This window comes from Bradyrhizobium sp. Ai1a-2 (assembly GCF_000426245.1).
In the GTDB taxonomy this organism is placed as follows: Bacteria; Pseudomonadota; Alphaproteobacteria; order Rhizobiales; family Xanthobacteraceae; genus Bradyrhizobium.
This window is the reverse complement of sequence record NZ_AUEZ01000010.1, coordinates 60,632-81,227: the sequence shown is the minus strand read 5'-3', so window position 1 is coordinate 81,227 and position 20,596 is coordinate 60,632. Positions and strand designations below refer to the sequence as shown.

Sequence of the window (20,596 nt, the reverse complement as noted above, 5' to 3'; positions counted from 1 at the left end):
GGACACCGGTTCGCGTGAAGAAAACGCGTCAAAACAAGAATCTAGAGCTTCGGTTCTGATTCAATCAGAACCGAAAATGCTCTAGAGGGCCGCGCTGCAGGCCAATCAGGAAAGCATTGGCGGTCCCGTGCGTAGCGCCGGGACCGCCAATTGATGGATCACAATGGCGGATCGACCGCTTCCTCGTATTCCTTCTTGAAACGCGCAATCAGTTCGGCGGCAGGCACGATCTTTTCGACGCTGCCGACGCCCTGGCCCGAGCCCCAGATCTCCTTCCAGGCTTTCGGCTTCGCCCGCTCGCCAGAGGCGTCGGTACCGAAGCTCATCTTGGAGGGATCGGAGGTCGGCAGACTGTCAGGATCCATGCCGGCGGCAACGATCGACGGCTTCAGGTAGTTGCCGTGCACGCCGGTGAACAGGTTGGAATACACGATGTCTTCGGCGGCCGAGCCGGTGATCATGTTCTTGTAGCCTTCGACCGCATTGGCTTCTTGCGTCGCGATGAAGGCCGAGCCGATATAGGCGAAGTCGGCGCCGAGGACGCGCGCGGCGCGGATCGCCTTGCCGTTGCCCATCGCGCCCGACAGCGCGATCGGGCCGTCGAACCACTGCCGCGTCTCGGTAACGAAGGGGAACGGCGACAGCGTGCCGGCATGGCCGCCCGCGCCGGCCGCCACCAGGATCAGGCCGTCGGCGCCCTTCTCGATCGCCTTGTGGGCGAACTTCTGATTGATCACGTCGTGGAAGACGATGCCGCCCCAATTGTGCACGGCCTGATTGAGCTCCTCGCGCGCGCCAAGCGAGGAGATGATCATCGGCACTTTGTGCTTCTCGCAAAGCGCGAGGTCATGATCGAGCCGGTTGTTCGATTTGTGCACGATCTGATTGACCGCGAACGGCGCCGAGGGCCGCTCGGGATGCGCCCTGTCATGGGCCGCGAGCTCTTCCTTGATCCGCGCCAGCCATTCGTCGAGCAACTCCGGCGGCCGCGCGTTCAGTGCCGGAAACGATCCGACCACGCCGGCCTTGCACTGCGCGATCACCAGATCAGGCACGGAGATAATGAACAGCGGCGCACCGATCACCGGAATCGACAGACGGCCCTTGAATAACGCAGGCATGGACATCAGGGAAAATCCTTCGAGCTACTTGGAAGCGAGACTGGGCTTAAGATGCCAGACATCATACCAGCAAGGCAATCTTTCCAGTGTCAAGTATTGCGTCATCGCGCTATTGCCGTAGCCCGGGTGGAGCGGAACGCGCAACCCGGGACCCCTGTGTCCGTATCTCCGAGCGGACCCGGGTTACGCTGGCGCTTCACCCGGGCTACGGGAGCTACAGCACTATTGGCAGATCGCCCGTGTGACGAAATTTTCCGTCCGGCAATCATTCGGTCCGCGCTTGTGGCCGGGAAGGAACACGATCGGCGAGCATTTCTCGGCGGCGTCGGTGTCCAGGCTCTTGCCTTCCTTGTAGCCCTTGCTCTGACAGAGCTTGTCGGCGCCGGCCTTGCAGTCCGGTGCGCCGTTGGCCGCCACCAGGCAGGCCGCGCGGCCGGTGACGATCAATGACGGTTTTGTGAGAGCGGACAGGCTCTCGCCGGCATCCCTGGCGCTGCTGTTGAGGTCGTCGATGGTCTGGCCCGGGCTCTTCAAGGGCGACAGGATCGACCTGGATTTTTCGAACAGCTTGCTGATCTCGTTGATGAGGCCCGGATTCTCGCGCGCCGGCTGCGGAGTTTCGTTCGGCTGAGACTGGATCCCGAGCGAGGCCGGGGGTGCAGCTTGCGGCAGGGCGAACTCGGGGAAGGCTGTCAGCATCGACAGCGCGAGGCCCGCCTTGGCCGTGGACGGTCCGATGCGAACAAGAAGCCCGAGTCGATCAAGCATGATCGAAGGTAACCGACGACGCCGCTGCGGCAAAGCGCTTTCCGCAACAGCCTCCGATCTCATCCCGAGGAGAGAGACTTTTCGCGCGCGTCAGACCAGCTTGAAGGCGATGTAGAAACCGAGCACCAGCACGATCGCGCCGATTGCGACCCAGAAGCCGAGCCGCTTTTCCAATTCCTTGCGGATGAAATCGCCGTAGCGGTTGAGCAGGACCGCGACAATGAAGAAGCGGCCGCCACGCGCAACGATCGAGCACAGCACGAACAGCCAGATGTTATAGCCGGCGAAGCCCGAGGTGATGGTGACGAGCTTGTAGGGGATCGGGGTCAGGCCCTTGAGCAGGATGATCACCGCGCCCCATTCGGCGTAGGACGAGCGGAAGGCATCGACCTTGTCGCTGAGGCCGTAGATCGTGATCAGCCAGTGGCCCAGCGAGTCATAGAGCAGTGCGCCGATGGCGTAGCCAAGCACGCCGCCGGCCACGGAGGCGATCGTGCAGACGGTCGCGAACCACCAGGCGCGCCTCGGCTGCGCCAGCGACATCGGCAGCAGCATGATGTCGGGCGGAACCGGGAAGAACGAACTCTCAGCGAAGGCAACCGCGGCGAGAATCCACACGGCGTAGGGTTTGTCGGCGGCGTCGATGCACCAGTCGTAGATCCGTTTCAGCATGGGCGCGATCAACCATCATGGAGCGCATTTGTCCATGCCGGCAAAGGAGGATTATTGGCGGGTCAGCGCCGCTTCCGCAGGCTGCTTTCGAGCGCGACAATTCGCCGCCGCACAACCGGCTCGGCCGGCTTGGGCAGTCTGGCGCCGGTCTTCGGCAGTTTTTCGGCGATTCCGAGCAAATGTTCGCGCCGTTCCATCTCTTTCCAGACATCCTCGGGCTTGACCCCGGCGGCTGCCCATAAAACAGTCAGGTTGTAGAGAAGGTCGGCGCTCTCGCGGACCACCGCGTCGGTCTTGCCGCTGAGGGCGTCGATCACGACCTCGATCGCTTCCTCGGCCAGCTTCTTGGCCATCTTCGACGGCCCGCGCTGAAACAGCCGGGCGGTGCGCGACGTCGCCGGATCAAGATGCCGGGCCGCGAGAACCGCCTGATAGAGCCGCTCGACCGAATCACTCATTCCTCAAGCCTAATTCAAACCTCTGGCGAGCGTGTTAACGCGCTGGCCCGTAGACGAAAAAAATCCACCGGCCGCGAGGGCCGGTGGCGTTATATCGATCAAGATTGCGTTTACCAGCTCGCGAGCGGATGACCGCGATAGTAGGGCACGCCCCTGCCATAGCCGTAGTAGTACGGACCGCCGCCATAGTAGGCCGGACCGCCGTAATAGACCGGGCCGCCACCATAGTAGCCGTAGGAATCATAGTAATCGCGGCGGTTCTGGGCGGCGGCGATCGCAAGCCCGGTGCCGACGATGCCGGCAAACGCCGCTGCAGCAGCCGCGCCACCACCGCCGCCGCGATAGTATCGCCGGCGAGCGCTGATATCGGTGACGTCGCTGGTGCCGGTCTGCGCCGTAACCTCCTTGGCTTTCGGAGCCGAGCCCGCATAGGCCATCGACGGCTCGACCGCCGTCAGCGCGACCGCCGCGACGGTAGCCAACGCGGCAGCGCGACCGATTGATGAAAACACATCTTTTCGCGCAAACATTTGAGTAGTCCTCCGTGGAAGCTCGGCCCGTCGGGCCGCCAATAGCCAACCACTGGTGCGATCCTAAGTTCCCCAAACGGAATGCAGGCTGAACGATCCCTGGCGAAATCGTGGCAGTCATCAAGCATTCAGGTTAGAAGCGGCAGAATGGCACCGCTGAGCGCCTGAAAATGCGCGTTCGGTGTCACGAAACCGACATAGCCAGCGCGACAGATTGTCTCGCGCCTTTCGACGTGATCATGCGCGCAACCTCAACTTCCACCCGCCGCGATTTCCTGGGCCTTGCGATCGGCCTCGGCGGCAGCCTGTGGTCTGGCGCAGGCCGCGCACAGAGCGCGAGCGCAGACAAGCAGCCCATCACGATCCAGCTTACGCTCGACCGCCCGATCGACGCGGCGGTCTCGCCCTTCGTGATGGCAGGCGTCGCCGGCTTGTTCAGCGCGGAGGGACTTGCGGTTACCACCAACGTCGCCGGCGGATCTCAGGATGCAATCACGCGCGTCAGTGCGGGGATGAGCGATTTCGCGCTGGTCGACATCAACACGCTGATCCGCGCGCGCGACCAGCATGGCGCGGCGCCGATCAAGGCGATCTTCGTACTGTTCAACCACGCGCCCTACGCCATCATCGCACGCAGGAGCCGCGGCATCCGCGCGCTCTCCGACATCGAGGGCAAGAATCTTGGCGTCGCCGAGGGCGATCTCTCGATCCGGCTGTGGCCCGCGGTCGCCAGGCAGAACGGCATCAAGCCGCAAAGCGTGAAGCGGAGCAGCATCAGCCCCGCGGTCCGCGAGCCGATGCTGTCGGCCGGACAGGTCGATGCGGTCACCGGTTTCTCCTATCTGTCGCCGATCAATCTGCGCGATCGCGGCGTGCCGGCGGACGATCTCGCGGTGCTGCGCTTCGCCGAATACGGCTGCGAGGCCTATGGCGCCGCGCTGATCGTCAATCCGAATCTGGCAGCCGCCAAACCCGAGGCCGTGAAGGGCTTTGTGCGGGCGGTGATCACGGGAACGCATCTTGCGATCAAGGAACCCGCGCGAGCCGTCACCGAAGTGGTGAGCCGCATGGATGCCGGTTCGCGCGAACTCGAGGCCGAGCGGCTGCGCGCCATCATCAGCGACAACATCCTCACCACGGAAGTGAAGCAACACGGCATTGGCGGCATCGATACGGTCAGGTTCGAGCGCTCGATCGAGCAGATCGCGGAGGATTTCAAATTCCAGAAGCGGCCGACCGCGGCGGATATTTTCGATGATGCCTTCCTGCCGCCGCCGGACGGGCGCGCGGTGAATTGAGCAAGGTCGCGTCACCACCGTCATTGCGAGCGGGGCGAAGCAATCCATGTTTCCGCTTGCCGCGCTATGGATTGCTTCGCCGCGCTCGCAATGACGTGGAGAAACGGCGGGAAGGACCATCGCGCTCTGGTTCTTGCATGCGATCCCGGATTAGAATGGCGGCATGTCGCTGCTTCGTCTTTACGTTCGCGTGCTCGAACTGCTCGGCAAGGAGGCGCGGCTCGGCTGGATCCTGGCCGGCGCCAATCTCCTGCTCGCCTGCGCGCAATTCGCCGAGCCGGTGCTGTTCGGCAAGATCGTCGATGTACTCTCAGGCAGGCCGGTCACCGGGCTGATCGCGTCCGCCTCGCCATGGCCGCTGCTCGCGGCCTGGGTCGCGTTCGGCCTGTTCACGATCGGGTGTAGCGCCGTCGTGGCGCTGCATGCCGACCGGCTCGCGCACCGCCAGCGGCAGGCAGTGCTGACCGATTATTTCGAGCATATCCTGCAACTGCCGATGACCTTCCACACCGGCACCCATTCGGGACGGCTGATGAAGGTTATGCTGAACGGCACGGATGCGCTGTGGCGGCTGTGGCTCGGCTTCTTCCGCGAGCATTTCGCCGCGATCCTGTCGCTGGTCGTGCTGCTGCCGCTGTCGCTCTACATCAACTGGCGGCTCGCGCTCCTCTTGTTTGCGCTCTGCGTCATCTTCACCGTGCTGACCACGCTGGTGGTGCGCAAGACCTACGGCATGCAGAGCGAGGTCGAGGAGCACTATAGCGATCTCTCCGCGCGCGCCTCCGACGCGCTCGGCAATGTCGCGCTGGTGCAGAGTTTCGTGCGCATCGACTCCGAGGTGCAGGGCCTGCGCTTCGTCGCCGACAAGCTGCTCGCCGCGCAAATGCCCGTGCTGTCGTGGTGGGCAATGGTGACCGTGATCACCCGCGCCTCCACCACCATCACCGTGCTTGCGATCTTCACGGTCGGCATCGTGCTGAACCAGCAGGGGCTGACCTCGGTCGGCGAGATCGTGATGTTCGTCTCGTTCGCGACCATGCTGATCCAGAAGCTCGAGCAGGTGGTGAGCTTCATCAACAACGTGTTCATGGAGGCGCCGCGCTTGAAGGAATTCTTCGACGTGCTGGACGCGGTGCCCGCGGTGCGCGACCGCCCCGGTGCGGTCGACTGCGGCCGGCTGTCGGGCCTTGTCGAATTCCACGACGTCTCCTTCTCCTATGACGGCAAGCGGCCGGCGGTGGAGGATCTGACCTTCACCGCGCTGCCCGGCCAGACCATCGCGCTGGTCGGTCCGACCGGCGCCGGCAAGTCGACCGCGATCGCGCTGTTGCATCGCGCCTTCGATCCGCAGTCGGGCATCATCAAGATCGACGGCATGGATATCCGCGCGCTGAAGCTGACCGCACTGCGCAGGAATATCGGCGTGGTGTTCCAAGAGGCGCTGCTGTTCAACCGCTCGATCGCCGAGAACCTGCGCGTCGGCAAGCCTGATGCCACCGACGAAGAACTTCGCACGGCAGCAGCCCGGGCGCAGGCGCTGGAATTCATCGAGCGCAGCGAGAAGGGATTCGACACCCATGCCGGCGAGCGCGGCCGCATGCTGTCGGGCGGCGAGCGGCAGCGCCTGTCGATCGCCCGCGCACTTCTGAAGGATCCGCCGATCCTGATCCTCGACGAGGCCACCAGCGCGCTCGACGCCGTCACCGAGGCCAAGGTGAATGCTGCTCTCGATGAAGTGATGAAGGGCCGCACCACCTTCGTGATCGCGCACCGCCTCTCCACCATCCGCCACGCCACCCGCATCCTGATGTTCGACAATGGCCGGGTGATCGAAGACGGAACTTTCGATGAACTGGTCGCGAAAGGCGGCCGTTTTGCCGATCTGGCGCGGGCTCAGTTCATGGTCCAGGAGAACGCGCGGGCGAGCCTGCAGGCGGAATAGCCGCGTTTCTGGCGGCCGCGAAATTGTCGAAATTCAGCCGATTTCGTCCACGATTAAATAGGCCGGCCTCTGTTCTCCAAAGGCGACCCGGTATAGGGTTTGCACCGCCGCAAAATTGGCCGGCGCCGGACACGCTTGAAACCGGAACGTCACATCTGAAAGCCGCACCTTGCCCAAAGCCTTTAGTTCGGGGCGTTTGTTCAAGGCGGGCCCCAAGGACCGGACCAGGATAGTGCACCTTCTTCGCCCGCTGCTTCGCCGATCGCTTGTCCTCTTCGTCGCCGCCGCGGCGCTGGCGCTTGCGCCGCGCGCGACCAACGCCGAGGCGCTGCTGGTGGTGGAAGCCGATAGCGGAAAGGTGCTGCAGGCCGACAACGCGACCATGCCCTGGTACCCCGCATCGGTGACCAAGCTGATGACGGCCTATGTGACGCTGAAAGCGGTGAAGGACGGCCGCATCTCGCTCGACACGCTGCTCACGGTCTCGCCGACCGCGGCTTCGCAGTCACCGTCGAAAATGGGCTTCCGACCGGGCACGCAGGTCACTGTCGACAATGCGCTGAAGATGATGCTGGTGAAGTCGGCCAATGACATGGCGGTCGTGCTCGCCGAAGGCGTCGGCGGATCGATCGACGGCTTCTCGGCGATGATGAACGAGGCGGCGCAAAGGCTCGGCATGACGCAGACGAGCTACGTCAATCCGAACGGGCTGCCGGCGGACGGCCAGATCACCTCCGCGCGCGACCTTGCGATCCTCGCCCGCTCCATCATCCGCGACCTTCCCGAATACGAATATTTCGTGCACATCCCCTCGATCCGCTTCGGCCGCCGGATCACGCAGAACTTCAACCGCCTGATCGGTCGCTATCCGGGCGCCGACGGCTTCAAGACCGGCTTCATCTGCGCTTCCGGCTACAACCTCGTGGCGTCGGCGACGCGCGACGGCAAGCGGCTGATCGCGGTGGTGCTCGGTGCCTCGTCCGGCCGCATGCGCGCTGTGCGTGCGGCGCAACTGCTCGATCGCGGTTTTGCCAACAACGGCGGCCTGTCCTGGCTCAAGCCCTCGCTCGGCACGGTCGAGAATCTGGCGCCGATCGACGCCACGCCGCCGAACCTGCGCGATGAAATGTGCGGCCCCAAGCGCAAGCGGCCCGCCAGCGACGAAGACGAGGACACCATCGCCAGCACCACCAGCAGCGGCGAGACCGGCGCAAGCTTCTTCGCCGCCGCCCTGCCGCCGCCTGTCTTCAAGCCGGCCGACTTGCTGGCGCAGCCGCCGGAGCGGTCCGAGCCGGTCTTGGTCTATACCGGCCCGACCCGGACGGGCGCGGCGCTGATCGCCGCGGTTGCGGCGGACACCGAGAAGGACACGCCAAAGCCGCGCAAGAAGAAGACGCATGTCGCGGCCAAGAAGCCGGACGCGTCCGCCGATGCCAAGTCGGACGGCAAGCCGGATGGCAAGTCCGACGCCAAGCCGGCGGCAAAGCAGGCCAAGGCGGATACCAAGCAAGCCGCGAAGCCGGAAGCCAAGCCAGCGGGCAAGCCTGCCGCTGCCCGGCATGCCAATGCCAAGCCGGATGGCGCTGCCGCAAAGCCTTCGGAGAAGCCCGCTGCGGCCGCGGGCGACAAGGCCGCCGCCAAACCGGCGAAGCCGAAGGCGGCCGCCAAGCCGAAGAGCGACGGCAAGCCGGCCAGTTAGCCGCGCCGCAACATCCCCCGATCTGCTGATGCGTCGAACGGGCGCGGGCGGCTTGCCATCGGCAGCCGGCTAGCCCAATACTGCCAAAAAGAAGGCAGTCCGGGCCAAGGTCCGGGGACGAGGAGAGGGACCCATGGAGCGCATCTGGCTCAAGCACTACCCGGCCGGCGTGCCCGCCGACATCGACGTCACTCAATACTCATCGCTGGTTGAGCTGCTCGAGGAGAGCTTTGCGAAGTTCGCCGACCGCAAGGCCTTCATCTGCATGGACAAGGCGATCACCTATCGCGAGCTCGACGAGATGTCGACCGCGCTCGGCGCCTATCTGCAGAGCCTGGGCCTCGAGAAGGGCGCGCGGGTCGCGCTGATGATGCCGAACGTGCTGCAATATCCGATCTCGACCGCCGCCGTGCTGCGTGCGGGATACTCGGTCGTCAACGTCAACCCGCTCTACACGCCGCGCGAGCTCGAACACCAGCTCAAGGATTCCGGCGCGGAAACCATCATCGTCCTGGAGAATTTCGCTGCTACCGTGCAGCAGGTGCTGGGCAAGACGTCGCTCAAGCATGTCATCGTCGGCAGCATGGGCGACCTGCTCGGCTTCAAGGGCGTGATCGTCAATCTGGTGGTGCGCCGGGTGAAGAAGATGGTGCCGCCGTTCTCGATCCCGCGCGCGGTCACGTTCAATACCGCCGTCGCTGCGGGCCGGGGCCTGAAGCTCAACCGGCCCAGGATCACGCCTGACGATGTCGCCTTCCTGCAATATACCGGCGGCACTACGGGCGTCTCCAAGGGAGCCACCCTGCTCCACCGCAACATCGTCGCCAACGTCTTGCAGAACGACGCCTGGCTGCAGCCGGCGCTGAAGAATCCACCGCATGTCGACCAGCTCTTCATCGTCTGCGCGCTGCCGCTCTACCACATCTTCGCGCTGACGGCCTGCTATCTGCTGGCGGTGCGCGCCGGCGGCGTCAACCTCCTGATCCCGAACCCGCGCGACCTGCCCGGCTTCGTCAAGGAGCTCGCGAAATACCAGATCAACAGCTTCCCCGCCGTCAACACGCTCTACAATGGCTTGTTGAACACGCCCGGCTTCGACAAGCTCGACTTCTCCAAGCTCAAGACCTCCTTCGGCGGCGGCATGGCGACGCAAAAGCCGGTGGCCGAAAAATGGCTGGCCGTGACCGGCTGCGCGCTGTCGGAGGGCTACGGGCTATCAGAGACCTCGCCGACGCTGACCTGCAACCCCGCCGACGCCGACAAGTTCTCCGGCTCGATCGGCCTGCCGGTGCCCTCGACTTATCTCTCGATCCGCGACGATGACGGCAATGAACTGCCGCTTGGACAGGCCGGCGAAATCTGCGCCAAGGGCCCGCAGGTGATGGCGGGCTACTGGAACCGGCCGGACGAGACCGCGCGGGTGATGACATCGGACGGCTATTTCCGCACCGGCGACATCGGGGTGATGGACGAGAACGGGTACACCAAGATCGTCGACCGCAAGAAGGACATGATCCTGGTCTCCGGCTTCAACGTCTATCCGAACGAGATCGAGGAAGTGATCGCGAGCCATCCGGGCGTGCTCGAATGCGCGGTGATCGGCGTGACCGACGCCAAGACCAGCGAGGCGGTGAAGGCCTTCATCGTCCGCAAGGACCCGAGCCTCACCGCCGAGGAGATCATCAAGTTCTGCGGCACCCAGCTCACGAACTACAAGGTGCCGAAGCAGATCGAGTTCAGGACCGAGCTGCCGAAGACCAATGTCGGAAAGATCCTGCGCCGCGAACTGCGCGACGAGAAGAAGCCGGCTGCGGCGGCCTGAGCCGCACCGGCGCTTGAATCATGGCTGACGCTTGCGAGGTCACGCCGGGCGAGATCCTGGCATTCTGGCGCGCGGCCGGCTACGACCGCTGGTACGCGCGCGACGACGCGTTCGACGCCGAATTGCGCCGTCGCTATTTCGGCCTGTGGCGAAAGGCGGCGGGCGGCGAATTATCGTCATGGGAAGCTGGCGATGACGGTGCGCTCGCGCTCGTCATCGTGCTCGACCAGTTTCCCCGAAACATGTTCCGCGGCGACGCGCTGACCTATTCGAGCGATCTGCTGGCGCGCGATGTGGCGCGCCGTGCCATCGACCGCGAGGTGGATTCGCGGATTGATCCCGACCTGCTCGAATTCCTCTACATGCCCTTCATGCATTCGGAGCATCTGCCCGACCAGCTGCGCTGCATCGAACTGTTCCGCAACATCGGCAATACGGAGCAGCTCGAATATGCGGAGGGACACGCCGACATCATCCGACGGTTCGGCCGCTTCCCTCACCGCAACCTCATCCTGGGACGCGCGACCACGCCCGATGAGCAGGCCTTCCTGGATGAAGGCGGATTTTCCGGATGATGACGGAACGGTGAAAGCGCGCGGCCGTTGCGGTTTCGACGTCAGCGAATTTTCGACGTTAGCGAATATTGTGCCCGCAGGCTGCACGGTCTACAAAACATCAGCTCATTCAGGGAGAATGGACGATGACGATCCAAGTTGGCGACAAACTGCCGGATGCCAAGTTTCGCGTGATGACCGAAGAAGGTCCGCAGGTGCGGACCACCGATGATGTCTTCAAGGGCAAGAAGGTGGCGCTGTTCGCCGTGCCCGGCGCCTACACCGGCACCTGCCACAAGATGCATCTGCCGAGCATCTTCCTCAACGCCTATGCCATCAAGGACAAGGGCGTCGACACCATCGCGATCGTCTCGGTCAACGACGCCTTCGTCATGAACGCCTGGAAGCGCGACACCGACCAGCGCGACGAGGCGCTGTTCCTTGCCGACGGCAATGCCGATTTCACCAAGGCGATCGGCATGGAGCTCGATGCCTCCGGCAACGGGCTCGGCATTCGCTCCAAGCGCTATTCGATGCTGATCGAGGACGGCGTGGTGAAGAAGCTCAACCTCGAACCGGCCCCGGGCAAGGTCGAGGTTTCCGGCGGCGACACGCTGCTGGCGCAGCTGTAAGCCTCTACCCGTCATTGCGAGGAGCGTGGCGACGAAGCAATCCACGCCTCCGCAAGCGGTGAGATGGATTGCTTCGCTTCGCTCGCATGACGGGTGGCGACGGAGAGGCCGTAGGGTGGGCAAAGCGAAGCGTGCCCACCATCCACGTTCGGTGCAAGAAGCGGTGGGCACGCTGCGCTTTGCCTACCCTGCAATTCGTTTCCTTGAGAACCCGTAGGAGGGGTAGAGCGAAGCGAAACCCATCAAGCCGCGCCACAAGCTCGCGGATGGTGGGTTTCGCTTCGCTCTACGCACCCTACGAACTACGAACCGCCGACCTTCTCCTTCAGCCGCGCCATGGCGACGCCCTCGCGGGCGAGCTGGTCGGCGCGCTCGTTTTCGGCGTGGCCGGCGTGGCCCTTGATCCAGTGCCAGCGCACGTCGTGCGGCTTCAGCGCGGCATCGAGCCGCTGCCATAGCTCGACATTCTTCACGGGCTTCTTGTCGGCGGTGCGCCAGCCATTCTTCTTCCAGCCGAAGATCCAGCCGGTGATGCCCTGGCGGACATATTGGCTGTCGGTGGTGAGATCGACCACGCAGGGCTTCTTCAACGCCTCCAGCGCCGAGATCGCCGCCATCAATTCCATGCGGTTGTTGGTGGTGTGGGTCTCGCCGCCCTTCAATTCCTTCTCGACGTCGCCGAATTTCAGGATCGCGCCCCAACCGCCCGGGCCGGGATTGCCCGAGCAGGCGCCATCGGTGAAAACAATCACGTGCGGCTTTTCGCTCACGCCACGCACCCTGCTTGCGTCACGCCGTAGTCGCTAAGCGTCTTCACGCTCTGATGGAAGCGCAGCTTCCGCACATATTCCAGCGGGTCCTTGGGTTTCACCAACGCGCCGGCCGGCACGTTGAGGAAATCAACCAGGCGCGTCAGCAGGAAGCGCAACGCGGCGCCGCGTGCCAGCAGCGGCAGCGCCGCCCGCTCGCCGTCCGACAGCGGCCGCGCCCGGCCGTACGCATTCAGCAGCGCCCGCGCTTTGGTCGCGTTGAAGGAATGATCCGGCTCGAAGCACCAGGCATTGAGGCAGATCGCCACGTCATAGGCCAGGATGTCGTTGCAGGAGAACGGGAAGTCGATCAGGCCGGACAGCCTGTCGCCGAGGAAGAACACGTTGTCCGGAAACAGATCGGCGTGGATGACACCGACCGGCAGATCGGCGGGCCAGTTCGCCTCGAGATAGGCGAGCTCACGCTCGACGAAATCGCGCAGGCCCACCTGCACGCTGTCGGCGCGCGCGCTGGCCAGATCGAACAGCGGCCGCCATCCGGCAACCGAGAGCGGGTTCTTCCGGAACATCGGGAAATCGAGTCCGGCAAGATGCATCTTCGCCAGCGCCTCGCCGACGGCGCCGCAATGTCCGACGTTCGGCCGCCGCGGCCACATGCCTTCGAGGAAATTGATGATGGCAGCCGGCCGCCCCGCGAGCCGGCTATAGACCTCGCCGTTGCGGTTTCGCGCCGGCTGCGGGCAGCTCACGCCACGCTCGGCGAGATGCGCCATCAGCGACAGGAAATACGGAAGGTCGTCCTCCGCCACGCGCTTTTCGTAGAGCGTCAGGATGAACGAACCGCAGCTCGTGTGCAGCAGGAAGTTGGAATTTTCGACGCCCTCGGCAATCCCCTTGTAGGAGAGGAGATCGCCGATGTCGTAACCTTTGAGGAATTCCACTAGCTCTTCGGCGGCGACGTCGGTGTAGACCGCCATAAACGACTACTCGGCGGCGGCTTCGGGACGCAGCGAGCGCGGCAGCGGGAAGAACTCGTTTTCCTCCGCGGCCGAGACCGTCTCCACATGCAGCTCGAAGCGCTCGGCGAAGGCGTCCATGATCTCTTCGACGATCACTTCCGGCGCGGAGGCGCCGGCGGTGATGCCGAGGCTCCTGATGCCCTCAAAGCGATCCCAGTCGATGTCGCTGGCGCGCTGCGCCAGCACCGCGATCGGGCAGCCCTCGCGCTCGGCGACCTCGCGCAGGCGCTGCGAGTTGGAGGAGTTCGGCGCGCCGACCACGATCAGTGCATCGACCACCGGCGCCACCTTCTTCACCGCGAGCTGGCGGTTGGTGGTGGCGTAGCAGATGTCTTCCTTGTGCGGCCCGTTGACGTTCGGGAAGCGCTCTTTCAGCAGCGCGACGATCTCGGCGGTATCGTCGATCGACAGCGTGGTCTGGGTCACGAAGGCGAGGTTGTTGGGATCCTTCGGGGTGAAGGTCTTAGCGTCCTCGGCGGTCTCGATCAGCGTCACGGCGCCGGCCGGCAGCTGGCCGAGCGTGCCGACCACCTCCGGATGGTGGGAGTGCCCGATCAGGAGGATTTCCCGGCCGCGCTTGAAATGGATCGCCGCTTCCCGGTGCACCTTGGTGACCAGCGGACAGGTCGCATCCAGCGAGAACAAATGGCGCGCCTGCGCATCCGCTGGAACCGATTTCGGAACCCCATGGGCGGAAAAAACCACCGGCGCGGTGGTATTCGCGGGTATTTCGGCCAGTTCCTCGACGAAAATCGCGCCTTTCTTCTTCAGGCCGTCCACGACATATTTGTTGTGGACGATCTCGTGCCGGACATAAACCGGGGCGCCGTAGATGGTCAGCGCCCGTTCCACGGTGTCGATGGCCCGGACCACGCCGGCACAAAAGCCGCGTGGCGAACAAAGCACGATTCTCAGGTCTGGTTTGGCTGGCATGGAGCGATCTCGCGACCGAATCACCCCTTGCCGGCGGGCAGGGAACGGTCAGTTGGACTACGACTTGGGCTCGATTTCGGGCGGTGTCAAGGCACTCTAGCAGAACCATTGCGCCCCCGGTACCCGAAGGATTATATAGGGCTTAATTCCCGTCATCGCTGATGACCCCCCGGTTTCGCCTCCAAAGAGGTGGGCGAAGCACAAAGGAGATTTGCCATGAGCAACGCACCTCTGATGCCCAAGGCGACCGCCGTCTGGCTGCTCGATAACACCGCGCTGACCTTCGATCAGGTCGCCGATTTCACCAAGATGCACCCGCTCGAGGTCCGGGCCATCGCCGACGGCGACGCCGCCCAGGGCATCAAGGGCATGGACCCGATCTCGACCGGCCAATTGAGCCGCGACGAGATCGAAAGGGGCGAAAGGGACCCCAACTATCGCCTCAGGCTCGGCGAGACCAAGGTGGTGCTGCCGGCGGCCGCCAAGCGCAAGGGTCCGCGCTACACCCCGGTGTCGCGCCGCCATGAGCGGCCGAGCGCAATCCTGTGGCTGGTCCGCAACCATCCCGAACTGAAGGACGCCCAGATCATGCGACTGGTCGGAACCACCAAGACCACGATCGCCAGCGTCCGCGACCGCACCCACTGGAACACCTCGACCCTGACCCCGATGGACCCGGTCACGCTCGGCCTGTGTTCGCAGATCGAGCTCGATTTCGAGGTGCAGCGCGCTGCCAAGGAGAAGCCCGCCGCCGCCACCTATGGTGGTGCCACGCTGCTGCCGGCCTCCGAGACCACGCGCAAGGAGCCGGAGTTCGAGCCCGCCGAGAGGAAGGGCGGCGACGATCTCAACGTCGACGCCGTGTTCGCCAAACTCAAGACGATCGGCGGCAAGAAGGAAGAGCAGGAAGAATAAGGCTGCCTCGCTTTCGGTGCGAGGCATGCGAAACGCGGCGGATCAAACCGCCGCGTTTTTGTTTGAACGATGTAGCAGCCGCGCTTCATCGTCATACCCTGCGAATACGGGGTATTCAGCTCAGCGGCTCATCGTCCAACGACTGACGTCTCTGGAACACTGGATCACCCGCCGGAGCCTGTCATCGGGCGGCCGTTCGGCCGACCCGGTGGCGGGTGATGACGGCGGATGGCCGCCCTCAGGCCTTCTTCAAGAACTCCGTGCGCAGGACGAGGCCCTTGACCTTGTCGGTGCGGCCTTCGATTTCGTCCTCGTTGTCGGTGAGGTGGATGCTCTTGATCACCGTGCCGCGTTTCAAGACCGTGGACGAGCCTTTCAGCTTCAGGTCTTTGATCAGGGTGACGCTGTCGCCTTCGGCGAGCGGCGTGCCGTTTGAATCCCTAACCTTGATGTCCATGTGATGCTTTCCGCGGTGCGCGCTGAGATGGGAATGATCTGTCTTAGCGCAACTCGATCTCGTCCGTCATCTCATGCTGGCTCAGCACCAAAGCGGCGGGCGGCGCCGGGGCCCGGCCCCCGGCGCCGCCCCCCCCCGCGGCGTCAGAATTTGTAGGTGACGCCGCCACCCACCAGCCACGGGTCGATATTGGCGCGCCCGGTGACTGGTATCGCGTTGTTGACGGTTGCCGAGTAATCCGGCCGCAGCCAAAGCTTCTTCACGTCGACGTTGAGACCCCAGTGGCGGTCGAGCATGTAGTCGAAGCCGAACTGGACCGCGGCGCCGACCTGGTTGCTGATGTGCAGATCCGTCACGGCAAGGCCGCCGACCGGCGTATTGGCCGCGGACTGGTTGAAGAACACGGTGTAGTTGATGCCGGCACCGACATACGGTTTGAACGCACCGAGCCCGGTGAAGTGATATTGCAGCGTCAGCGTCGGCGGCAACAGCCAGGCCTTACCGATGTCCAGCCCGTTAAGCGTCCCGGTACCGCTGATGTGGTGCCTGGTCGCGCCGAGGACGAGTTCGGCGGCGATGTTCGGGGTGAAGAAGTAGCTGATGTCGAGCTCCGGGATCACCTGGTCGCTGATCGAGAGCCCCGAATTCGGTGACGACAGAGCCGGAACGCCGAAGACGTTGACCGAGTTGCCGCCATCCGGCAACACGCCGAGCGCGCGCACGCGGATCATCCACGGGTTGAAGGGCTCCACCAGCGGCGGCGCCTTCGCCTTGTAGACCGGCGCCAGATCCGCAGCCTGCGCCGAAGTGGCGGCCCCGCCGAACGCCGCCGCTAGGGCGAGCAGCGAAGCCGTCCAGATTGTTCTTGTTGTTCTCATCAAATTCCCCATCGCCAAGTCTTCCCATCGCCAAGTCCGCGCGGAAAGTCGCGCGTTGCCTCTCTCAGACCAGAAGCGGGACGGTGAAGGATTTGATGCCGATCAAATCGGACAGGACACGGCGCGATTAAGCCACACCGTTGCAAAAGTATCACGGCAAACGCCGATGCGATTCAGTCTTAGCGGTAACGAGTGACCGCGCATCGAGGTTACTATCTGTTTTCGGCCGCCAGCAGCTTCGCCAATGTCTTCAGGACGGTAACCAAGCCATCGAGCAACTCCGGACCAACCCTGGAATCAAGTTGACCGTGGACTATTGCGTTCCTGATCGCAATCGCTGCCCTCAACCTATCGGCTTCTTCCGGCGTAACGTATCCTGCTGACCCAAGTACCTCTACGAGACGCGCAGGCGTTTGCGGCCGCTGGAATTGATCCGGAAGCAAAGCTCGGCCGATGGCTTCGAGCGTCGCCCATGCCATCACGAGAGCGGGTCGCGAATGGCCGGCATTACTCAAATCAACGATACGCTGGATCGATTCGTTGATTGCGGCAGTCGAGGCGATCTCCAACAATTTGCTGGACACTGCGGGTGACGCGTAGAACACCCTGAGCTCCCAATCATCGCGATCGGCAAACAAAGATTGCAGCGTCTTTATCTTTTGAGTGGAGCCTGTGTTTGAGCCGACAACTTCAATTGCGATCTTCTTGTCCTTTCTGAGAGCAATGGCGTCCGGCCTATACTCCTGCATAAAGGGGGGAAGAATTGATGGGGACGGATTTATATAGACGTCAAATCCCTCCGCCTGATAGCGGGGCAGAAGACTTTCGATCACTTCGGCTTCGCTGCTTCCAGGGACACTCGTCATGTCAGATCCTCGAATGGATCGTTCGACAACCGAACATATAGGATAGGCTTTGTTCTATTTAGCGCGTCCTGCAGGGTCGGACTAGGAGTCCCAAATCCGAAGACGTTTCCAGGTTCGAACTTCTGAACCAGAACCCGATGAACCTGCCGATCATCCACATAAATGTGCTTACCCAATGCATCAAGCACAGGCTTGACAATGTTATCGATATCACCGGCCATCTCGGCAGCCGGGAAATAGAACAATGTTGCCGCGACCGGGCCTTCCGTCGCGAAATGCCCCTCTGGCAGGATCGCTCGCGTCGCGTCAATAACGCGCGCCTTCCACTGATCCACTGACTCCCGGCGCTTGGCAGATAAGGAAACGGGGGTTCCGGCCACCAAGAATTCAAGCGGAAACTCGATTTCCACGCTCATCGCCGTAGTTTAAAGGCCAAAACAATATCAATTCACAAAGCGTGAGACTCGCATAGGCTCTGCTCGATTTCAACTGCCTCACCTCGAGCAGCCATCAATAGCTGCTCGCTGGCTTCATCCGAGCGCGATTTCTTCCGTCACTTCGTGTTTCAGTCCGACGGCGTCGATCGTCAGCGTCATTTTCGCAGTCAGCTTATCATTGCCCTTGAGGCTGCCGGCTTCGATGGCGTCGCGTACGGCTTTCTCGATCTCGCGCTGCGAGGTGATTCCGACGCGCTTCAGGAATCGGCGCAGGCTTTCGTTGAAGACGTCTTCGTTCATGACGTTCCTCCCTGGCTCATGGCCTCACCGGATTGTTCAGCATGAATTCGCCAAGATTGCGCTGGCGGCGGTCGGCGCGCGCATCGGCCTGCTGCCGCTGGACGTCGCGATCCTTGCGGCAGGCGACATATTCGGGCGAGCCCTGCTGGACGTTGTTGGCGCGGCAGAACGCATCGTCGTCGCTCGCGGCATCGGCCAGCGGCGCCGTTCTCCGTTCGAGGCAGCCGACGAGCAGCGGCGCAATCAGCAGGAGTGCGATGGGGAATCGCGTTGAGTTACGTCGCATAAGCCGTCCGTTCGTTCGTGTCGTTATCGCCGCGATTTGCCCCGGCAATCCATCGAAATCAAGGCATCCTGCCTGGCTATCGCGGGGCGAGTCTCAGAATTGAACGCAGTCATTCCGGGGCGATGCGTTAGCATCGAACGCGGAATCTCGAGGTTCTCCGATGTGCATTGCACATCGTAGCTCGCGTCTTCGACGCACCCCGGAACGACACCCGCATTACACCCTTCCCTTCAGCGCGTCACCGATCTCGTCGAGGACCTTGGGGTCCTCGATCGTGGCCGGCATGGTCCATGTTTCGCCGTCGGCGATCTTCTTGATGGTGCCGCGGAGGATCTTCCCGGAGCGCGTCTTCGGCAGGCGGCCGACGGTGATGGCGAGCTTGAAAGCAGCGACCGGCCCAAGCTTTTCGCGCACCAGCGCGACAATCTCCTTCTCGATCTCGACGGGCGGGCGGCTGACGCCGGCCTTCAGCACCAGGAGGCCGCAGGGCACTTCACCCTTGATCGCATCCCTGACGCCGAGCACAGCACATTCGGCGACATCGGGATGCGCGGCCAGGATCTCCTCCATGCCGCCGGTGGAGAGCCGGTGGCCGGCGACATTGATGATGTCGTCGGTGCGCCCCATTACCCAGATGTAGCCGTCCTCATCCTTGTAGCCGGCGTCCGAGGTCTTGTAATAGCCGGGGAATTCGGAGAGGTAGGCTTCCTTGAAGCGCTCATCCTGCTCCCACAACGTCGGCAGGCAGGCGGGCGGCATCGGCAGCTTGATCACGATCGAACCCATGGTGCCCGCGGGCACCGGCCTTGCGGCTTCGTCGACCACATCGACCCGATAGCCCGGCATCGGCACCGTCGGCGAGCCGTGCTTGACCGGCAGCATGCCAAGCCCCACCGGATTGCCGGCAATGCACCAACCGGTCTCGGTCTGCCACCAATGGTCGACCACTGGCACCTTCAATTGTGCTTCCGCCCACTCCACCGTCGGCGGATCGGCGCGCTCGCCGGCGAGGAAGAGCGTGCGGAAATTTGCGAGATCGTATTGCCGGATGAACTTGCCTTCCGGATCCTCCTTGCGGATGGCACGGAATGCCGTCGGCGCGGTGAAGAACGCGACCGCCTTGTGCTCGGAGATCACTCGCCAGAACGCGCCGGCATCGGGTGTGCCGACCGGTTTGCCTTCATACATGATCGAGGTCACGCCATGTAACAGCGGGCCGTACACGATGTAGCTGTGGCCGACCACCCAGCCGATGTCGGAGCCGCACCACCAGACCTCGCCCGGCTTGACGCCATAGAGGTTGAACATCGACCATTTCAGCGCGACGAGATGCCCGCCATTGTCGCGCACGACGCCCTTCGGGATTCCCGTCGTACCCGAGGTGTAGAGGATGTAGAGCGGGTCCGTCGCGAGCACCGGGACGCAAGGCGCGGCCTTGCCGGCATCGAGCGCGGCGCGGCGCAGGCCCTCCCAGTCGTGATCGCGGCCCGCGGTGAGCTCGCAACCCTGCTGCGGGCGCTGCAGGATGATGCAGCCTTGCGGCTTGGCGCTCGCAAGCCTGATCGCCTCGTCGAGCAGCGGCTTGTACTGCACGATGCGGCCGGGCTCGATGCCGCAGCTCGCCGAGAAGATCAGCTTCGGCTTGGCGTCGTCGATACGGCTGGCCAGCTCCTTTGCGGCAAAGCCGCCGAACACCACGCTGTGCACCGCGCCGATCCGCGCGCAGGCCAGCATCGCCACGACCGCTTCGGGCACCATCGGCATATAGAGGATGACGCGGTCGCCCTTCACCACGCCGAAATCCTGCATGACTGCGGCGAGCGTCTGCACTTCCTTCAGAAGCTCGGCATAGGTGAATTTCGTGACGCTGCCGGTAAGCGGGGAATCGTGGATCAGTGCGACCTGGTCGGCGCGGCCGCCCGCGACGTGGCGGTCAAGCGCGTTGTAGCAGGTGTTGACGACGGCGCCGGTGAACCAGCGCCCATAGGTGCCGATCGAGGGATCGAAAATCTTCTTGGCCGGTTCGATCCAATCGATCTCCTGCGCCGCCTCGCCCCAGAAACCATCAGGATCAGCCAGCGAGCGGGCATGGACCTCGTGATAGCGGCTCTTGCGAATGTTCATAGCGTTCCTCCCGGCGGCCGCCGGCCGTGACGAGGCGGCGATTGTCGTTCCACTCTTGCCGCCATTGTCACGGGAAGCGGCACGGATTCAAGCCGAAAGCGCAGGGCGAAGAGCC

23 protein-coding genes are annotated in these 20,596 nt (G+C 63.5%); 7 read left to right on the top strand and 16 right to left on the bottom strand.

Going from position 1 to position 20,596, the window contains the following annotated elements; genetic code table 11:
* Positions 1-158: 158 nt before the first annotated feature.
* The 5 genes from K288_RS0109850 to K288_RS0109830 all read right to left on the bottom strand — a co-directional run bounded on the left by K288_RS0109850 (position 159) and on the right by K288_RS0109830 (position 3,549).
* Positions 159-1,127, bottom strand: coding sequence for a nitronate monooxygenase family protein (locus K288_RS0109850; RefSeq protein WP_027579397.1), 969 nt, complete (start codon positions 1,125-1,127; stop codon positions 159-161).
* Between the two features lie 216 nt (positions 1,128-1,343).
* The gene (locus K288_RS0109845) at positions 1,344-1,889 is read right to left on the bottom strand and encodes a hypothetical protein (protein ID WP_043159551.1); all 546 of its coding nucleotides are present in this window, start codon (positions 1,887-1,889) and stop codon (positions 1,344-1,346) included.
* 90 nt (positions 1,890-1,979) lie between these two features.
* Entirely contained in the window at positions 1,980-2,561 is a 582-nt protein-coding gene (locus tag K288_RS0109840) for a YqaA family protein (protein ID WP_027579395.1), read from the bottom strand.
* Positions 2,562-2,623: 62 nt separating this feature from the next.
* Positions 2,624-3,019, bottom strand: a complete 396-nt coding sequence (gene hisE / locus K288_RS0109835; protein ID WP_027579394.1) for a phosphoribosyl-ATP diphosphatase — start codon at positions 3,017-3,019, stop codon at positions 2,624-2,626.
* A 110-nt stretch (positions 3,020-3,129) separates the two neighbouring features.
* On the bottom strand, positions 3,130-3,549 hold the full coding sequence (locus tag K288_RS0109830) for a hypothetical protein (RefSeq protein ID WP_027579393.1): 420 nt from the start codon (positions 3,547-3,549) through the stop codon (positions 3,130-3,132).
* A gap of 239 nt (positions 3,550-3,788) precedes the next feature.
* Here K288_RS0109830 and K288_RS0109825 point away from each other — a divergent pair, with 239 nt between their 5' ends.
* Together K288_RS0109825 and K288_RS0109820 are read left to right on the top strand one after the other, a co-directional pair.
* The gene (locus tag K288_RS0109825) at positions 3,789-4,847 is read left to right on the top strand and encodes an ABC transporter substrate-binding protein (RefSeq protein WP_043159549.1); all 1,059 of its coding nucleotides are present in this window, start codon (positions 3,789-3,791) and stop codon (positions 4,845-4,847) included.
* 163 nt (positions 4,848-5,010) lie between these two features.
* Positions 5,011-6,789 (top strand): glucan ABC transporter ATP-binding protein/ permease, encoded by a 1,779-nt coding sequence (locus K288_RS0109820; protein WP_027579391.1) that lies wholly within the window; start codon positions 5,011-5,013, stop codon positions 6,787-6,789.
* Between the two features lie 33 nt (positions 6,790-6,822).
* Here K288_RS0109820 and K288_RS53570 read toward each other — a convergent pair whose 3' ends face one another.
* On the bottom strand, positions 6,823-6,993 hold the full coding sequence (locus tag K288_RS53570) for a hypothetical protein (protein WP_160168954.1): 171 nt from the start codon (positions 6,991-6,993) through the stop codon (positions 6,823-6,825).
* A 28-nt stretch (positions 6,994-7,021) separates the two neighbouring features.
* On the opposite strand from K288_RS53570, the gene K288_RS0109815 reads away from it, so the two are divergent.
* The 4 genes from K288_RS0109815 (at position 7,022) to K288_RS0109800 (ending at position 11,496) form a co-directional block, all read left to right on the top strand.
* Complete coding sequence (locus K288_RS0109815) at positions 7,022-8,488, top strand: D-alanyl-D-alanine carboxypeptidase family protein (RefSeq protein ID WP_027579390.1); 1,467 nt, start codon at positions 7,022-7,024, stop codon at positions 8,486-8,488.
* Between the two features lie 133 nt (positions 8,489-8,621).
* Positions 8,622-10,310 carry a long-chain fatty acid--CoA ligase gene (locus K288_RS0109810; RefSeq protein ID WP_027579389.1) on the top strand — a complete coding sequence of 563 codons (1,689 nt, stop codon included), beginning with the start codon at positions 8,622-8,624 and terminating at the stop codon, positions 10,308-10,310.
* Between the two features lie 20 nt (positions 10,311-10,330).
* Positions 10,331-10,885, top strand: a complete 555-nt coding sequence (locus tag K288_RS0109805; protein WP_027579388.1) for a DUF924 family protein — start codon at positions 10,331-10,333, stop codon at positions 10,883-10,885.
* Positions 10,886-11,010: 125 nt separating this feature from the next.
* Positions 11,011-11,496: a peroxiredoxin gene (locus K288_RS0109800; RefSeq protein WP_027579387.1), complete on the top strand. Its 486-nt coding sequence runs from the start codon at positions 11,011-11,013 to the stop codon at positions 11,494-11,496.
* A 302-nt stretch (positions 11,497-11,798) separates the two neighbouring features.
* On the opposite strand, the gene rnhA is transcribed toward K288_RS0109800, so the two are convergent.
* Genes rnhA through ispH form a run of 3 tightly spaced genes read right to left on the bottom strand, consistent with a single transcriptional unit; the run spans position 11,799 to position 14,218 of the window.
* Positions 11,799-12,266, bottom strand: a complete 468-nt coding sequence (rnhA, locus tag K288_RS0109795; protein WP_027579386.1) for a ribonuclease HI — start codon at positions 12,264-12,266, stop codon at positions 11,799-11,801.
* Positions 12,263-13,243 (bottom strand): homoserine kinase, encoded by a 981-nt coding sequence (locus tag K288_RS0109790; RefSeq protein ID WP_027579385.1) that lies wholly within the window; start codon positions 13,241-13,243, stop codon positions 12,263-12,265. Before K288_RS0109790 ends, rnhA begins: the two co-directional genes overlap by 4 nt.
* 6 nt (positions 13,244-13,249) lie before the next feature.
* The gene (ispH, locus tag K288_RS0109785) at positions 13,250-14,218 is read right to left on the bottom strand and encodes a 4-hydroxy-3-methylbut-2-enyl diphosphate reductase (RefSeq protein ID WP_027579384.1); all 969 of its coding nucleotides are present in this window, start codon (positions 14,216-14,218) and stop codon (positions 13,250-13,252) included.
* Positions 14,219-14,434: 216 nt separating this feature from the next.
* On the opposite strand from ispH, the gene K288_RS0109780 reads away from it, so the two are divergent.
* Complete coding sequence (locus tag K288_RS0109780) at positions 14,435-15,133, top strand: cell cycle transcriptional regulator TrcR (RefSeq protein ID WP_027579383.1); 699 nt, start codon at positions 14,435-14,437, stop codon at positions 15,131-15,133.
* Between the two features lie 238 nt (positions 15,134-15,371).
* Here K288_RS0109780 and K288_RS0109775 read toward each other — a convergent pair whose 3' ends face one another.
* The 7 genes from K288_RS0109775 to K288_RS0109745 all read right to left on the bottom strand — a co-directional run bounded on the left by K288_RS0109775 (position 15,372) and on the right by K288_RS0109745 (position 20,481).
* On the bottom strand, positions 15,372-15,590 hold the full coding sequence (locus tag K288_RS0109775; protein WP_043159548.1) for an alkylphosphonate utilization protein: 219 nt from the start codon (positions 15,588-15,590) through the stop codon (positions 15,372-15,374).
* Positions 15,591-15,733: 143 nt separating this feature from the next.
* On the bottom strand, positions 15,734-16,468 hold the full coding sequence (locus K288_RS0109770) for an OmpW family outer membrane protein (RefSeq protein ID WP_244443113.1): 735 nt from the start codon (positions 16,466-16,468) through the stop codon (positions 15,734-15,736).
* A gap of 212 nt (positions 16,469-16,680) precedes the next feature.
* Positions 16,681-17,334: a hypothetical protein gene (locus tag K288_RS0109765; RefSeq protein ID WP_027579380.1), complete on the bottom strand. Its 654-nt coding sequence runs from the start codon at positions 17,332-17,334 to the stop codon at positions 16,681-16,683.
* The gene (locus tag K288_RS0109760) at positions 17,331-17,750 is read right to left on the bottom strand and encodes a RusA family crossover junction endodeoxyribonuclease (protein WP_027579379.1); all 420 of its coding nucleotides are present in this window, start codon (positions 17,748-17,750) and stop codon (positions 17,331-17,333) included. Before K288_RS0109760 ends, K288_RS0109765 begins: the two co-directional genes overlap by 4 nt.
* Before the next feature lie 114 nt (positions 17,751-17,864).
* A complete protein-coding gene (locus K288_RS0109755) occupies positions 17,865-18,071 on the bottom strand; it encodes a DUF6494 family protein (RefSeq protein ID WP_027579378.1) in 207 nt (68 codons plus the stop codon).
* Positions 18,072-18,087: 16 nt separating this feature from the next.
* Positions 18,088-18,357 (bottom strand): hypothetical protein, encoded by a 270-nt coding sequence (locus K288_RS0109750; protein ID WP_027579377.1) that lies wholly within the window; start codon positions 18,355-18,357, stop codon positions 18,088-18,090.
* A 216-nt stretch (positions 18,358-18,573) separates the two neighbouring features.
* Positions 18,574-20,481: a propionyl-CoA synthetase gene (locus K288_RS0109745; protein WP_027579376.1), complete on the bottom strand. Its 1,908-nt coding sequence runs from the start codon at positions 20,479-20,481 to the stop codon at positions 18,574-18,576.
* Between the last annotated feature and the right edge of the window lie 115 nt (positions 20,482-20,596).

Bases quoted from the DNA above. Each gene is read 5' to 3' on its own strand.
- K288_RS0109770 (WP_244443113.1), bottom strand. From the start codon at position 16,468: ATGAGAACAACAAGAACAATCTGGACGGCTTCGCTGCTCGCCCTAGCG.
- K288_RS0109745 (WP_027579376.1), bottom strand. From the start codon at position 20,481: ATGAACATTCGCAAGAGCCGCTATCACGAGGTCCATGCCCGCTCGCTG.
- K288_RS0109780 (WP_027579383.1), top strand. From the start codon at position 14,435: ATGAGCAACGCACCTCTGATGCCCAAGGCGACCGCCGTCTGGCTGCTC.
- hisE (WP_027579394.1), bottom strand. From the start codon at position 3,019: ATGAGTGATTCGGTCGAGCGGCTCTATCAGGCGGTTCTCGCGGCCCGG.
- ispH (WP_027579384.1), bottom strand. From the start codon at position 14,218: ATGCCAGCCAAACCAGACCTGAGAATCGTGCTTTGTTCGCCACGCGGC.
- K288_RS0109840 (WP_027579395.1), bottom strand. From the start codon at position 2,561: ATGCTGAAACGGATCTACGACTGGTGCATCGACGCCGCCGACAAACCC.
- K288_RS0109755 (WP_027579378.1), bottom strand. From the start codon at position 18,071: ATGAACGAAGACGTCTTCAACGAAAGCCTGCGCCGATTCCTGAAGCGC.
- K288_RS0109810 (WP_027579389.1), top strand. From the start codon at position 8,622: ATGGAGCGCATCTGGCTCAAGCACTACCCGGCCGGCGTGCCCGCCGAC.
- K288_RS0109760 (WP_027579379.1), bottom strand. From the start codon at position 17,750: ATGAGCGTGGAAATCGAGTTTCCGCTTGAATTCTTGGTGGCCGGAACC.
- K288_RS0109825 (WP_043159549.1), top strand. From the start codon at position 3,789: ATGCGCGCAACCTCAACTTCCACCCGCCGCGATTTCCTGGGCCTTGCG.
- K288_RS0109820 (WP_027579391.1), top strand. From the start codon at position 5,011: ATGTCGCTGCTTCGTCTTTACGTTCGCGTGCTCGAACTGCTCGGCAAG.
- K288_RS0109775 (WP_043159548.1), bottom strand. From the start codon at position 15,590: ATGGACATCAAGGTTAGGGATTCAAACGGCACGCCGCTCGCCGAAGGC.
- K288_RS0109845 (WP_043159551.1), bottom strand. From the start codon at position 1,889: ATGCTTGATCGACTCGGGCTTCTTGTTCGCATCGGACCGTCCACGGCC.
- K288_RS0109790 (WP_027579385.1), bottom strand. From the start codon at position 13,243: ATGGCGGTCTACACCGACGTCGCCGCCGAAGAGCTAGTGGAATTCCTC.
- K288_RS0109750 (WP_027579377.1), bottom strand. From the start codon at position 18,357: ATGCGACGTAACTCAACGCGATTCCCCATCGCACTCCTGCTGATTGCG.
- K288_RS0109830 (WP_027579393.1), bottom strand. From the start codon at position 3,549: ATGTTTGCGCGAAAAGATGTGTTTTCATCAATCGGTCGCGCTGCCGCG.
- K288_RS0109765 (WP_027579380.1), bottom strand. From the start codon at position 17,334: ATGACGAGTGTCCCTGGAAGCAGCGAAGCCGAAGTGATCGAAAGTCTT.
- K288_RS0109805 (WP_027579388.1), top strand. From the start codon at position 10,331: ATGGCTGACGCTTGCGAGGTCACGCCGGGCGAGATCCTGGCATTCTGG.
- K288_RS0109800 (WP_027579387.1), top strand. From the start codon at position 11,011: ATGACGATCCAAGTTGGCGACAAACTGCCGGATGCCAAGTTTCGCGTG.
- K288_RS0109850 (WP_027579397.1), bottom strand. From the start codon at position 1,127: ATGTCCATGCCTGCGTTATTCAAGGGCCGTCTGTCGATTCCGGTGATC.